Source organism: Paenibacillus haidiansis (assembly GCF_036553665.1).
GTDB classification, from domain to species: Bacteria; Bacillota; Bacilli; order Paenibacillales; family Paenibacillaceae; genus Fontibacillus; species Fontibacillus haidiansis.
Window position 1 is genome coordinate 177605 of sequence record NZ_JAZHPZ010000002.1, and the last position, 14791, is coordinate 192395.

The following is a 14791-nucleotide window of genomic DNA, read 5'->3' on the forward strand; positions in this document are numbered from 1 at the left end:
AACCGAATCGATCTGGGGTTCTTCCAATTTTGCATTAATTGTTTGGTAATGTGAGTTTTATAGTTGCATATTTATTGACGGTAAATTATTTCGGCCTTTTCATTTGGTACTCCCCCCTATCCTTGATATGATCCGAATATTGACTTTTAACGAATAACCTACTAAGATACGAAACAAAGAGCATACGGAAAATATGGAAGCACCTTTTTTCCTTTTCAAGGGCCACATGCGTTTTCCCGGCCCGGAAAGAATCGGGGGAGAGGTGTTTTTGTGATGTACGGCAAATTGTATAGCGCTTGTTTGTACGGGATCGACGGGGTCCTGATCGAAGTGGAAGTGGATTTGAGCAGCGGCATTCCGCAGACGAATGTGGTCGGTTTACCGGATTCGGCGGTGCGCGAGGCGGTGGACCGGGTCAGGGCCGCGATTAAAAATTGCGGGCTTGCCTTTCCGCTGCAGCGGGTCACGATTAACCTTGCTCCGGCCGACTTGCGTAAGGAAGGGGCCGCTTTCGATTTGGCGATCGCGCTTGGCATACTGTACGCCAGCCGCCAGATTATTCTTCCCGGACATGAGAAAATTCTGATAATCGGCGAGTTGTCGCTTGACGGCGCGCTACGGGGAGTTCCGGGCGTTCTGCCGATGGTGGATTTGGCCCGGCGCCGAGGATTTCAGGCGGTTCTTATCCCGGAGGAGAACGTTGCGGAGGCGTTGCTTCTGGATGGAATAACGGTATACGGGCTCCGTCATTTAAATGAGCTTATCCCCGAGGGAGTAAATCCGGGAGAAACCGGAAAGGAGGGGATCGTCCTGGAGTCGCTCTCCCATTTGGAACGGCGAAGAGAGAGTAAACCCGCCGCTTTATTCGGCGAGCCGGGCCCATCCCCCCGGACCCAGGCGGAAAATTACAGCGACGTCCTGGGACAGCGCCACATCAAGCGGGCACTGACGATCGCGGCGGCGGGGATGCACAATATTATGCTGATCGGCCCGCCCGGCACCGGCAAAACGATGCTGATCCGCCGCCTTCCGAGCATCCTGCCGCCGCTGACTCCGGCGGAATCGCTGGAGGTTACGAAAATTTACAGCTCCGCCGGTAAATTAAAGCAACTGGACAGCGGTCTCATCACGCGCCGCCCCTTCCGCGCGCCGCATCATACGATTTCCGCCGGCGGCCTGATCGGCGGGGGAAGCATTCCGAAGCCGGGCGAGGTTAGCCTCGCCCATCGCGGCATTCTTTTTCTGGACGAATTGCCGGAATTCTCGCGCCAGGCGCTGGAAGTGCTGCGTCAGCCTTTGGAGGAGCGCATCGTTACGATCAGCCGCTCCAGAGCTTCGTTTACTTATCCCGCTCATTTTCTGCTGGCGGTTTCGCTCAACCCATGCCCATGCGGATATTTCGGGTCAGAACCGCCGCAGCCGGCGTGCACCTGCACCCCTTTTCGCATCGCTCAGTATCGCGAGAAAATATCCGGTCCCCTGCTGGACCGGATAGATATGCATGTGGAGGTGCCGCGGCCGAGCGGCTGGCAGGAGGACAAGCACCCGCTATCCTCCGAGGAGATGAGAGAAGAAGTGGAAAAAGCCGAATATGCTCAGATCAGGCGGTACCGGGGCCACAGCATATCCCGGAATAGTGAACTGTCCGGCAGCTACTTGCGCCGGTTCGCCAAATTGCATCCGGACGCCGGACAATTGCTCAAAACCTCTTTCGATGCGCTCGGGTTAAGCATGCGGGCCTATGACCGCATAATTAAGCTGTCGCGCACGATCGCCGATCTGGAAGGGGCTGCGGAAATTTTGCCCGCCCACGTCGCGGAAGCGATACAGTACCGTCAGTTGGACCAGAGGCCGCAGGATGTGAGCGGGTGATGGCTCCAAAGCACCCGTAAGAGTGACTTTCCTATCACTCTTGCGGGTGGATACCGGCGGTTTTCTTGATTATTTTTTGTGAGGAAAGAAAGATAACTCCATAATAAACCAGCAATATCAAAGCCAGTACCCCGATTAAAATCCAACCATTGAATATGAATGGAATGTAGTCGTTGGTATTTACCGAGACAACGCGCAGAATATACGAAACTCCCGCCGCCGAGAGCGGCAGGGTAATCATATAGGCCGCGAACAGTACCGGAGCATATACGTTAATAAGCATATCCCTTATCTCCGCAGGTTCGTACCCCATCCATTGCAGCACGGCCATGTTCTGTCTGTTTTCTTCCGTGATAATCACGCTGATCAGCATCATCATTATAATCGCGATAATTCCTCCCAGCACTTGGTTCAGTACGGCGCTGAACTGAGACGACGAAGCCTGGCTCAGCCGCTCTTGATATGCAGCCCGGACGGAAATCGTTTCGGCAGGTCTCATCCCCGAACCGCCCGGATCGGATTCCAGGCTGAATCTACCGTTATAGATATTCGGAGATAGCCCCAGATTCTCGGCCAATTTCGCTTTCTTCATATAAACCGTGTCCGGATCTCCGTTGTAAGCAAAAGCGCGAATCGGGATGTTCATCTCCACGTTATCGGCTCGAACGGTAAGGACCATTCCCACTTGCAGGCCCAACAATTTGGCTTTGGAATAATGGACGACGGCCCCTTGCTCCAAAGCATCGTTAACGGATTGACCACCGCGCGATAACAGGTTAAGCCAAGCGTCGCCGCCGTCCCAGGCTAGCAGATTGCCCTGAAAGCCCTGTTTCCCGGACTTGTTGTCTTCCCAGGCGAAATACTTGCCTTCAAGCCGGTAATAATAACCTCCCGCCCCTTCTCCCTGCTCTATATCAGCCTCATTATATCGCAGGTCATAATTATAGCCGATACCCGCAATTTCGCTGTTGACGGAATCGAGGCTTGAGCGGTGCAGCGAAAATCCAAGCATAAACATCATGGAAGACAACATGACCGTGACGCCCAGTAAAATGATAACGCGGGAACTGCGGAGGGCCATCCGCCATTTGATGCGGGTTGGGAAAGGCCATCCTGCGGTCCAGGCGGCAAGCCGCCGAGCCATGCGCTTTGGAGATGAAGACATAGCCGGCCGCAGCATAGTCAGCGGGGACTGCCGCGCGAACATCCTCAGCTTCATATATAATGGAAGCAAAAAAGCGACAAAGATAAACGCAACTCCGATTAACACCGAAGTGACGGAAGCCCTCCTCGGGAAAGACGGCAGCACATACTGCATTTGAAACTGCCCGATAAGCAGACTGGCCGCGTTATAAGCCGCGGCCCATCCGAGCGCAACCCCCGCCAAACACACCGTGGAGTGAGCCGCGAGAAAGGCCGTGATCACTTGGCCGGGCGAATATCCCATGGCTGTGAGCGTGCCCCAGGACTGCCTTACCGCATTTAACCGCCGATCGAGAAAAACGTAATAAATCCCACCGCATAATAAAGCCAGAACAAACAGAAATGTATACGACATCCCCTGATTGGAAGCGATCCCCTGGATCAATTCTGAGGCATCGGGATTTTGGTCAGCTGGGTTAATCGCGGCAAAGCTCGCGTCCTCCCTCATCCGAGCCAACGCTTCATCCCGCTCCGAGGCGGTTTCTGCGTTGGGGAAGCGGGCTGCATACAAAGTCTGTTCCGTGAGTGATAGACGATCATAATCGGCGGGCCACATGTAGATGGAAAGATGCTGAGCCGGGTCGGTGGACACTTGTTTAAGCCGCTGTGGTTCAATGAAGGTTCCGACTACCGTGTACGTCCGATTATTTAATTCAATCGTCCGGCCGATCGCGGAAGGCAAAACGGCTTCCCCGTTGCGAGGGAGCACGATTTCCCCCTGTTTCTCGGGCAGCCGGCCATCGGTTATGTAAATGAGGTCGATTTTACGGGGACCGTGGCTGGGGCCCCATTCGATCGTGATCCCGTTTACCCGCTCTGTTTTATATACCTTTTGTTCATATTCGAAATGATACTGTCGGCTTAAGCGCTCCGCCTCCCGGATTTCCATAGAAGCAAAATTCAGCCGATACTTCTCCCGGACGTTGTTGAAACCAAGCATGTCGAACTTCTGCCGGGATATTCCCGACCTTGAAAGCAGCACCCACTGCTGTTCCTGATCCAGAGACGACGCCAAATTTAAGGTAAATGCAAACTCCTCTTGCCGCTGCGTGGCAATGAATTTGTTATAATCCTCTGCGATTCCGTCCGAAGCATAACGGATAAACAGATAGATGAAAGCCGTTGCCGTAATGAGCATGACGATCAGCAGCGATTGTAGCCGATTTCGCAGAATATCCCGCCATACCCATTTCAACATCGTTTTCATAATGCTTCACTTCCTTCACGGATGATTAGCCCCAGTCGATATTGTCCACATCCAACGGCTTCGTAGGGCGAATTTCCTCGGACAGACGCCCGCTGTTCAGCTTGACGATTTGATCCGCCATTTGCGCGATGGCCAAATTATGAGTGACGAAGACGACGGTGAGTCCGTATTTGCGGCGCGCTCGTTGCAAGATTCTCAGCACTTGTTTGCTGTTTTCTTCGTCGAGCGCCCCGGTCGCCTCGTCGCAGAACAAAATATCCGGTTTTTTGATCAAAGCTCTGGCGATCGCGACCCTCTGCTTTTGTCCGCCTGACAGTTCATGGGGAAATCTCCCCTCCAAACCGCCCAAATTCAATTCGTCCGCGAGTTCCCCGATATCGAGGCCATCCTTTTGCAAATAGCGTCCAAGCTCAATATTTTCGCGCATCGTCAAATTCGGGATAAGATGGTACTCCTGAAAAATGAAACCCGTGTGGAGACGGCGGAAATGGCGCAACTGCCTGTCGTTATACCGGCTTAAATTGTTTTCGCGGAAGAAAATATCGCCCGTATCCGCGCGTTCCAGTCCCGATAACAAATGCAGCAGCGTCGATTTACCCGAGCCGCTTGGCCCCAGAATGACGACGAAATCATTTTGCCGGATCCCCGCGCTGACCCCGTTCAGGGCAAGCGTGCGTCCTTCGTTTTCGCCAAACGCTTTGCTGGCTTGATTTACGCGCAGTATTTCCGCCATGAAGATTCCTCCTATTTCGTTCCTGCTATCGCGCGAATCTCGTTTAAGATCGCAGTCTCCTCTTTGATAAAAAAATGGCCGCCGGAAAAAGCATAGAAACGGCATGGATTGGCTGCGAAGCGATCCCAGCCCCCGATGTTGTCCTCCGTCGTGTCGTCATCCATACCGTATAGAATCGAAACATCTGCGCGCAGTTTCTCCTTATACGGCCGGAACTCGTAATTTTCAAGGGCTGTGTAATCCGCCCGCAGAACGGGCAAAAATATCTCTGCCAGCTCGGGGTCGTCCAGAACGGCAGGCGGTGTTCCTCCAAGCTTGCAGATTTCCCGCTTGAATGCCTCATCCGGCAGCTCATGTAACCTTCGCTTTACCTGAACATCAGGCGGAGATTTTGCCGCGAGCAGCATCCTTGCAGGTGTGTTGAAGCCCTGGCACTTTAGTGTATAGTACAGTTCATAAGCGATCAGAGCTCCCATGCTATAACCGAATAAACCGTAGGGCTCGTCTCCGCAGTTTTCCGCGACGGTTATGCAGCTATCCTCGACCATTTCGCGCAGACTGCTTAGGCAAGCTTCCCGTATTCTCCTTCCTCTGCCGGGTAATTCGACAGGTATTACATCGATATCCGCATCCGCGAGTTTTGCCTTCCAAGGATTATAGATTGAGACGGCCGATCCCCCCGCATACGGAAGACAAAACAACTTCATAGTTTGTCACCAACTTCTTGGGCTTGAGACATCGTGAGATCTCGCTCCCCTTTGGGAGCCAGCCGCGAAACGCCGATCAGGACAACACTCGTCACCGCCAGCAGCGCACTCGCAATATAGAAGACGGTAAAGATGCCGTAAGCCTGAATAAATACCCCGCCCAGCAGCGGACCGATAATGGTCGCCAACGTACTGAAGCTGCCGATGACGCCAAACACCCGGCTGGTCAAAGATTCGGGCGTCATTTTCTGTGCCATCGTCTGATAGGGAACGAACACAAGGGCTGCAAACGACCCGCCCAGGAGTCCTAGCGGCAAATACCAACTCCACACGCCGCCGAGCGCCCGCTGTGTAAACAGCGTGATCAGGAAAAAGGAAAGGCCTACTCCGAGGCACCCGATCGCCATATACGGGACGGCATTCCGCAATTTGATTTGCGAGAGCAATGCTGCGGCGACCAGGGTGCCCAGCCCCACCGCCCCCATGACCATGCCGAACAGCGAAGATGGAACTTTGGGAAGCTCTCGTATCAGTACAACTAGCTGGCTATCGGTCAAAGTCAGGACGAACATCGCAATGCTGAAGGCGAGGAGTCCATAGAGCAGCGTAGGGTTATTCCGGATGAACCTTAAGCCACCACGGAACAAAGCCATGAACGACTCTTTACGTTCATCTGTATTGGATCCCTCCTCTCCCGAAACTGAACGTTTCCCCAAACCGAGCAGACACAGGGCGGAAAGTAAAAAGGTGACCGCGTTGGTATAAAACGCCGTATTCACACCGAGGTACGCCACCAAGATACCGCCGGCCGCGGGGCCGACGATTTTGGAGCCGTAATCGATCACGGTCGTTATACTCACCGCCTGCTCCATCTGCTCTGTACGGACATATTCTTTTAATTTTCCGTTCTTGGCAGGGGTGAACAAGGACTCGAACGTTCCTTTCAAAAAGAACAAAACATACAGGATCCAGATTTGGTTTACGGATACCACGACGGCCAGCATAATAACACAGCGGCACAAATCGGATATGATCATCAGTTTTTTGCGTTCGAATTTATCGGCCAGTACTCCGGTCATCGGACCAAACAGTACGAAAGGCAGGCCCAGCGACAACGTTACATAAGCCATCTCCATAGGTGATGCGTCTTTTTCCAAGCCAAACAGGGTGAGAATTGCCAGTAAACATATACCGTCACCCAGGGCGGAAAAAATTTGCGACGCGAACAGATACATTATATTTTTATTTTTCCATAGCCCTACGTTAGCCGTCGCCATCGTATCTTCACCCTTTCTTTGTTTTCAACTTCGCAGTCAAGGTTTGACGGGCAGCATAGATGATGCCAAACGCAAGGGCAATACCAAGAAGACTTAACCCGGCCAATTGATAAACGTGCTGAATTCCGATCATTTTAACCATTATTCCTCCGAACAGAGGGCCCGATATATAGGTCGCGGCCATAATGATTCCAAATCGTGCGGAACCGGCCTCGTCTCCGGAAATCTTCCGCAAATAAACGGTGAACCCCGCTTGCCAAAATACACCCGCAACCAGAAACACCAGGAGTACCCAGATAAGCGGCATCCGCACCTGAATCCCGCCGGTCAGCACGAAAAAAGCCGCGGCAAGTGCCAAACAGGAGATACCGACCCAGACAAAAGAACGGCGGTCCGCTTGCCAAAAGCGCACGAGGTAAGTGCCGATTCCGGCGGCAGCCATGACTAAAGCCACCGGAACCGCATCGTTCCAGGCATACACGTCCCTAAATAAAATCACGAGCTGTGAGTCGCCGACGGTCACAAACAACGACATCGCCGCCAGCGCGACCAACCCTGCGATTAACAACAGCGAATCGGAACGGGGCTCAGTGTCAACCGGATATTCGATGGAAGCAGCCTCGCCGTTCAGCTTCGGGAGGAACAAGGCGGCGAGCGCCGCCAGAACGTACAGGCTTGACGAAATATGTACGGGAATAACCCCGATGCCGCTTCCGATGATGATAACAGCCACCAAAGGACCCGCAAATTTCATCGCCGCCGCACACCACTCGAATAATTCGTCCACTTTCGCGAGTTCGCCATGAACGCACAGACGCTCCATACAGGCCTTATGCGCTCCGGCCATAAGCCCGATTAACCCGCCTTTTACAATAATAGGAATAATGCCGAATGCCACCGAGGGAAAAAGCGGATACACCTCCATGCACATCGCGCCTCCCAAGGCTGCGGCAATCAAAATGAAGCGTTGGCCCGTGCGGACGCGCCCCTCGAACAGAGCTCCGGCAAAAGCCATTGAACCGGAAAAGCTCATCACCAGAATGCCGAGTTCAACAGGGTCCGCCCCTAGGTCAAAGCCCCAGTATTGGAGGGTGGCAATCAGATCCATCCATATGGCTAGATGATAAATCAGCACGACAAGCAGCAAATTGCGCATCGGCCCTGTTAACCGAGCCATTGTACTCATGAAACCATCTCCTCTTCAGTTCCGGGAATGTGGCTTTTCCCCATAAAAGGCGAGCATAAGCAACAATGCGTAAGCATCCGGCAAGTTTAAGAAATTTCGGATCGCCGCTTGCGCGGATTCTAACTCCCGCTCCGTAATGAAACCGCTGTTCACCATCGTTCTCATCTCTTCCGGATCGGTTTGCGGCACAAAAGCCTCAAGCCCCAGTTCATCGCTATGGGAAGCGATCATTTGCAAATCGAGCTGGACAAATCCGGCCCCCCGCAATATCCTCCACAATTTTCGGCCGATGAAACGGTCGCCGCCTTCCGCCGATTGTTCCTTAGCATGCTGATTTAGAATGAAGCCGAGCTCGGGAATAAGCGGATCAACGATTCCCCAGACCGCATCGTCGACATCCAGCACGATCAGCTTTCCTCCCGGTTTCAATAAACGGTACAGTTGACTGGCCGCAGCTTCTGGAGCCGACAAATGTTGAAACACTAATCGCGCAATCGCCACGTCGTATTGGCCAGACGGCAAGTTTCTCGGCTCCGTAACATCATCCTCCACAACATGGACCCTTTCTCCCCACTTTGGGATCAGATGCGACCTTGCGTAGGCGGCAAAATAAGGTTCGATTTCTACGGCCGTTACCGGACTGCTCGGATACATTTCGGCCAGCCGATCGGTGATAAAGCCGGGGCCGGACCCGATTTCAAGGATCGACTGCCCGTCCTCCACGCCAAAGCGCTTCAGCATTAGCGCTTCCTTCGCCCAACTGATGTTCATCTGACCTTTCATCCGCTCCGTCAACCGTTTCATCTTCGCTTCATCCATCACTAATTTATCCATCAATGTTTCACCCCTTAATCGGAAATGATCAGCGGTTTAAAAAAACCGCGGTCCACAAAATAATCGACATAGAGACCCAACAAATCTTCCGTCACCTTCGCTGCGGGTAGCGATAACCGGCTCAACACCGAATTTGTATACGCTGCATCGAATTGCGGCGCTTCCGTTGCTCCCGCCATTTCTCCGATAAACGGCAGGAGCGAAATATCCTCATCATCGCCGCTCTGCACCAGCCGCTCCTCCACGCGAGCTTTCCATTGTTCCCAAGGCAAACATTCGAACGGATATCCCCGCTCGCGGAATATTTTTAAAATTTGATAAAAAGTACAGTGGTTTGCGCCCAATAGATGGTATGCCGGATCATGCGCCTCTTCCTGTTCCGCCAATGCGACAACGGCCTGTGCCGCCCTGTCGGCGGGAATCAAATTGAAAGGAAAATCGATATCCGGAAACAATCCAAGCCGAAGACATAAACGGATCGCTCGCCAGAAGAAATCATTCTCTTGACAGGCTCCGGTTTGACTGTCGCCGGCAATGCGCCCCAACCTGAACACCTTCACGGGGATCCCCCGTAAACGCGCTTGCCTCATTAATTGTTCGGCAACCCACTTGGTCTGTGTATACCCCAATTGTAAACACTCATGGTGAGCAGGCACATCATTCTCGAGGATGATCTTTTTCCTTTTTATATCTTCCGGTGTAAATACATATAAAGTTGATATAAAATGGACGGTCTTCAATGATTTGGTAACTGCCAGTTTTAACACTTCCTTACTGCCGCTCACGTTGGCGGCGGCTAGTGAGGCGTAAGGTTGGGCAAAATTGACGGCGGCGCCGTTGTGATAAATCGCCGAGACGACGTCACCAAGCTCGTTATAAACGGCAGGTTCCAGGCCGAGCCCCGGAAGCGCCAGATCTCCGGTAACAGCGACAATGCGCCGCTGCCAGGCCTCGTTCCAAAGTCCATATTGCCTTAGCGAATCTACGATCCGCCGGTAGCCTTCGTCCGCATTGACCGCGCGTATCAGGCAGTAAACAAGCGGATGCCCCTTCACCAGCAGTTCGCTCAGCAGAAAAGCTCCGAAAAATCCGGTTGCCCCGGTAAGTAGCACGGCAGGCTGCTCATTACGGGAAGCTGCCGGCAAATGCGCGGCGGAAATGTCATCATCCAGAACAGCCTCCGCCGGCAAGTCCAGATCGACCGCCGACCGGTCCGCCAATGTGCGTTCGACCGCCGCCGCAATGCCGCGAATCGTCGGTTCCTGCATCAACTGCAGTAAAGGGATATTTACCTGGAACGTCTTTCTGATCCGGAACATCATTTGTGCAGCCAGCAAGGAATGTCCGCCCACTTCGAAGAAAGATTCTTCCGGGCCGACATCCCCGATATCGAGCAATTCAAGCCATAAATCCCGAATCGCTTCCTCGGCGGGAGTCCTTGCCCTGCCATTCCCGGATAGGGGATCAGCCTCCTTTAAAAGGAAAGGCTTGTGAAGACGCAGCCGGCCGCGATCGATCTTGCCGTTCACGGTAAGCGGAAAACTTTCCAGGGCGACAAATTCGGCGGGGATCATATATTCCGGCAGCAGCCCCTTTAAAAACGCTTTAATGCGCTGTCCCATGGCGGCTTCCAGTTTGGCGCGAAGCGGATCGCTTACGCCGGGCCGCTCCTTTGCCGGAAGGGAGGAAAGTTCAAATCCCGGGACAAGCTTCTCCCCGGCCGCCGGATATAAGACGGCATCGAGGCAGCCGGCAGCCGCCGAACGGGTAACCGCAAATTCCAGGCGATGCGAATCGCCCCCCCAGGCCATAAGTGCCACTTGAGGGTCAGGCGCTTTTTGCGTTTGTCCCGCACCCGGATAGGATGAGATGGAAGCCTGCGGATTCGCCTGACGGCACCACTTCACAAAATCCCATTCCGCCTCGATCCGGGCATTCGGAATATTCCGAATGACAAAGCACTGCTGTTCATGTTTGGAGCGCAGTGATCCGATTTGCACGCCTTGCGCGGACATTTGCTGCCAGTCGTACTCAGCTGCGATATCCCATACAGGTTCGGGTCCGGTATGCAGGACGGCATCGAAGCGAAACTTGTTCATTTCATGATGAAACTTCCCTCTCTTGTACAGCAGTTCCACATGCCTCAGATCCGGAAGGAACGCGCCCAACCCGTGAAAATAATCGATATCCAGCAGCAGCTCATTATGACGGGTTATTCTGTAACTTACAAACCGGTTGAAATCAGCGACACTCATGGATGAATCGGCCTTTGTTCGGGCGATGGACGCCTCCCGGACTTCGGCGAACATTAACCCGCACACATCGCCGAGAAAAATGCATCCTCCCTTGCGCAGCTTGGCGGCCGCCAGTTCCAACACCCGGTTTAAATACTGGTCATCGGGAAAATACTGGGCAACCGAGTTGATAATAACCATATCGGCCTCTTGAACGTCAATACCTGCAATGTCATGTGCATTGGCCTTGAACAGCCGCACTTTTCCGGCATCGGGTCCCAGTAAAGACAAATGGTTTTGCACGTAATCGATAGCCTGCTCGGAAAAATCGACGGCGGTGTAAGATTCGCAGCCGGGGGCCAGCCGAAACAACAACAGCCCCGTCCCGCAGCCGATCTCGAAAATGCGGCGCGGACGGTATCTTCTGATTCTTGAAACCGTCTCTTGCGTCCACTCTTTCATCTCCTCTTCGCCTATGGTTCCTCCGGTGTAAGAGTCGTTCCAGCCGGCGATGTGAAACGATTTATCCTCGTAGGGATTTGCCGCTTGGTATACTCCGTCGAAAACCGATTCCCAGCGATTCGCCGCCCGCTCCTCACGCTGCAGCTCCCGGCTCAACTCCATCATCCCGCGCTCATGGGGGATATAGTAGGAGACGATTTTCGGATCGCCAAAATCGTTAAATTCCACGGTAGCCACATTTTGTGAAACGAATTCGTTCTGCTGCAGCGCGGCTTCGATCTCACCCAGTTCGATGCGGAAACCGCGAACCTTTACCTGATCGTCTATACGCCCCATGTACTCCAGCTCGCCCGCGTGTGTCCAGCGGGCCAGATCCCCGGAGCGGTACATTCTCCCTTCGCATAGCTTTCCGCCGTGCGGATCGCCGGAGATGAATGGATCGGCGACAAATTTGGAGCGGTTCAGATCTTCACGGTTCCAGTAGCCGCGCGATAAGCCCGGCCCAGCGATGTAAAGCTCTCCTACCGCACCAGCGGGAAGCAGTTGTAGATTTTCATCCAGAACATACGCGTGCATATCCGGCAATGGACCGCCGATGATGTTCCCGCAGCCGCTGTCGAGATCTTCCAGCAGGATCCGGCGATACGTCGCATGAACCGTGATTTCGGTAATCCCGTACATATTTATAAGCCGAGGACGGTCGTCACCGTGGCGAGCCACCCATGGCCGCAGGGAAGCCGGCTCCAACGCCTCGCCTCCAAATATGACATAGCGCAGTTCGTTAAGCATCTGCCCTTGCGGCTCGGAACAAAGCATTTCTTCGGTATGCATCAATTGCTTAAAAGCAGAGGGTGTCTGATTTAATACGGTAACCCCCTCCCGGACAAGCAGCTTGTAAAATTGCTCGAAGGAACGCGTAACGTCGCTCGGCACAATGACCAGCTTGCCGCCGTAAAGCAGCGCACCCCATATTTCCCAAACCGAGAAGTCAAATGCATACGAATGAAATAAAGACCACACGTCATGTTCATTGAAATGAAACAGATCTTGCGTCGAAGCAAACAAACGGCTTACGTTGCCGTGTTCGATGAGCACGCCTTTGGGCGTTCCGGTGGAGCCGGAAGTATAGATCATATACGCGACATCCGCGACTTCGGCCGCATGTTCCGGGGCGGTCGCCGGCATCTCGGTGATCGCCCGCTCCTCGGCGGCCATATTGACGATTCGGCATTCCGCCTCGGATAAACGGGAGGATGTCTCGTTATCGGTCAAGACGAAGCGGCAACCCGCATCCTTGAGCATAAAGGCAATTCGCTCCAGCGGGTAGGCCGGATCCACGGGAATATAAGCGCAACCGGCTTTGAGTATGCCGAGAATACCGGCCACAACGAGCGGGGAGCGGTCGACGAACAGACCGACGAATTGTCCCGGACCCGCCCCCTGTTCGCTGATGTAATGGGCGATCCGGTTGGCGTACTGATCAAGCTCCCGGTAGGTCCAACGTTCGGAACCGTATTGGAGCGCAGTTCGCTCGGCAAAGCGTCCGGCCACTTCGGCGAACTTGCGGTGCAGCACATACAGCCCGCCATCCAACGTAACGGACGAACGCGTCGTTTTCTGCCGGACTTCCTCCTCTTCGAGCACTTCCAGTCGGTTGACCGGCAGATCGGGCTGCTCCATTGCCGAGCCGGCCAGCCGGACAAAGTTCCGTGCAAAACGCTGCATGGTCGCATGATGGAACAACCGCCGGTCGTATTCCAGCCTCGCTTCAATCCGCCCGTCCCGAGTTACCATGGACAATAAAAGGTCGCTTTTGGAAGTGAAATTGTACAAGGGCAGATATTCCGCCTCCACCCCCGCCAAACTTAGCGGCGGAATCGCATAGTTCTGATACGTAAATAGGTTGCGTACAAGCGGTATCAATTGCTGCGTCCGCCGGGGTTGAAGTACCTCGATAAGCCGATCGAACGGATAATCCTGGTGGGTATAGTCCTCCATGGCGGAACGCATGACCTGTCCGGCCAATTCGCGAAAGCTCGAATTCGGATCGATATCGGTCCGGAGCGGGAGTAAATTGGCAAAGTAACCGACCAATTCTTCGATTTCGGTATAATTCCGGTTGGCGATCGGCGTGCCGATGACAATCTTCGTTTCTCTGGTGTAGCGGTAAAGCAGAATATTAAAAAGAGAGAATAGGGCAGCAAACATCGTGATGCCGGAAGCGGCGCTAAACGCGGCAAGCTTGCCGCAAAGCTCGTCCGGCAAGCTAAACCGCACCTCGCCGCCGCTATGGCCCTCCTCGTCGGGGTAACGGTTGTCCGGCGCAAGAGCGGCCGTTCCCGCCCCCTCTATTCGCGACTTCCAGTATGCCAAATGGCCGTCCCATTTACCTGTTTCCAGGTTGGCGATTTGCCAATTCGCATAGTCCGCGTAACTTACCGGCAATTCCGGAAAGTCGGGCTCCGCCCCGGTCATTAATGTTTGATAAGCCTGCATCCACGTTTTCAGCAGGACTCCCATCGACCATCCGTCCGATACGATATGATGCATGCAAACGGCCAAAATATGTTCCTCGCCGGAGAGCCGGACCAACATGGCGTGAAACAGCGGTTCGGCAGCGAGATCGAACGGATACGATATAAAGGCTTGCAGCAACGATTCGACAGCTTCCAGAGAAGCCTCCGGATCAAGAGTGCTGAAGTCATGTCGTGCCATTGCAGCCGGTTCGTGGAGATCCATAACCACAACCGGCCGTCCATCCCGCTCCACAAAATTCGCGTGCAAATTTTCATGCCGGGAATAGACGGCACGAAAGGCGGCCTCCGCCTTATCCGGCCGAAGCGGCCCTTTCAGCCGGACGGCGGCGTACATGTTATAGGCCGACTTGTCTGTCAGCAGCTGATCCATAAACCACAGCCTCCGTTGCGCGGGGGATACGGTGCCATTGTATTTCCCGCCGCCCGGAGGAATCGTATAGGTGGGAGCAGCCTCCTTTTGTTTCCATTGTTCCAGCAAACGGAGCTGCTTCGCTGAAAGTTTGGAGCGCCGCTGCTCCAACTCGCGATTGATTTCCACG

General features: G+C 53.9%; 8 protein-coding genes. 1 reads left to right on the plus strand and 7 read right to left on the minus strand.

Annotated elements, in window-relative coordinates; translation table 11 throughout:
* Window positions 1-273 precede the first annotated feature (273 nt).
* Window positions 274-1872, plus strand: a complete 1599-nt coding sequence (locus V3851_RS05220) for a YifB family Mg chelatase-like AAA ATPase (RefSeq protein WP_331845818.1) — start codon at window positions 274-276, stop codon at window positions 1870-1872.
* Window positions 1873-1906: 34 nt separating this feature from the next.
* On the opposite strand, the gene V3851_RS05225 is transcribed toward V3851_RS05220, so the two are convergent.
* The 7 genes from V3851_RS05225 to V3851_RS05255 are packed head-to-tail and all read right to left on the minus strand — an operon-like array spanning window position 1907 to window position 14790.
* Window positions 1907-4282: an ABC transporter permease gene (locus V3851_RS05225; protein WP_331845465.1), complete on the minus strand. Its 2376-nt coding sequence runs from the start codon at window positions 4280-4282 to the stop codon at window positions 1907-1909.
* 25 nt (window positions 4283-4307) lie between these two features.
* Window positions 4308-5015, minus strand: a complete 708-nt coding sequence (locus V3851_RS05230) for an ABC transporter ATP-binding protein (protein WP_331845466.1) — start codon at window positions 5013-5015, stop codon at window positions 4308-4310.
* 11 nt (window positions 5016-5026) lie between these two features.
* On the minus strand, window positions 5027-5722 hold the full coding sequence (locus V3851_RS05235; protein ID WP_331845467.1) for a thioesterase II family protein: 696 nt from the start codon (window positions 5720-5722) through the stop codon (window positions 5027-5029).
* Window positions 5719-6999: an MFS transporter gene (locus V3851_RS05240; protein WP_331845468.1), complete on the minus strand. Its 1281-nt coding sequence runs from the start codon at window positions 6997-6999 to the stop codon at window positions 5719-5721. Before V3851_RS05240 ends, V3851_RS05235 begins: the two co-directional genes overlap by 4 nt.
* A gap of 7 nt (window positions 7000-7006) precedes the next feature.
* The gene (locus V3851_RS05245; RefSeq protein WP_331845469.1) at window positions 7007-8185 is read right to left on the minus strand and encodes an MFS transporter; all 1179 of its coding nucleotides are present in this window, start codon (window positions 8183-8185) and stop codon (window positions 7007-7009) included.
* Window positions 8186-8200: 15 nt separating this feature from the next.
* Entirely contained in the window at window positions 8201-9019 is an 819-nt protein-coding gene (locus tag V3851_RS05250; protein ID WP_331845470.1) for a class I SAM-dependent methyltransferase, read from the minus strand.
* 14 nt (window positions 9020-9033) lie between these two features.
* Entirely contained in the window at window positions 9034-14790 is a 5757-nt protein-coding gene (locus tag V3851_RS05255; protein ID WP_331845471.1) for an amino acid adenylation domain-containing protein, read from the minus strand.
* Window position 14791: the final 1 nt, after the last annotated feature.

What these genes read in the sequence shown, in the direction of transcription:
- V3851_RS05220 (WP_331845818.1), top strand. Translation starts at nt 274, where the DNA reads ATGTACGGCAAATTGTATAGCGCTTGTTTGTACGGGATCGACGGGGTC.
- V3851_RS05225 (WP_331845465.1), bottom strand. Translation starts at nt 4,282, where the DNA reads ATGAAAACGATGTTGAAATGGGTATGGCGGGATATTCTGCGAAATCGG.
- V3851_RS05230 (WP_331845466.1), bottom strand. Translation starts at nt 5,015, where the DNA reads ATGGCGGAAATACTGCGCGTAAATCAAGCCAGCAAAGCGTTTGGCGAA.
- V3851_RS05235 (WP_331845467.1), bottom strand. Translation starts at nt 5,722, where the DNA reads ATGAAGTTGTTTTGTCTTCCGTATGCGGGGGGATCGGCCGTCTCAATC.
- V3851_RS05240 (WP_331845468.1), bottom strand. Translation starts at nt 6,999, where the DNA reads ATGGCGACGGCTAACGTAGGGCTATGGAAAAATAAAAATATAATGTAT.
- V3851_RS05245 (WP_331845469.1), bottom strand. Translation starts at nt 8,185, where the DNA reads ATGAGTACAATGGCTCGGTTAACAGGGCCGATGCGCAATTTGCTGCTT.
- V3851_RS05250 (WP_331845470.1), bottom strand. Translation starts at nt 9,019, where the DNA reads ATGGATAAATTAGTGATGGATGAAGCGAAGATGAAACGGTTGACGGAG.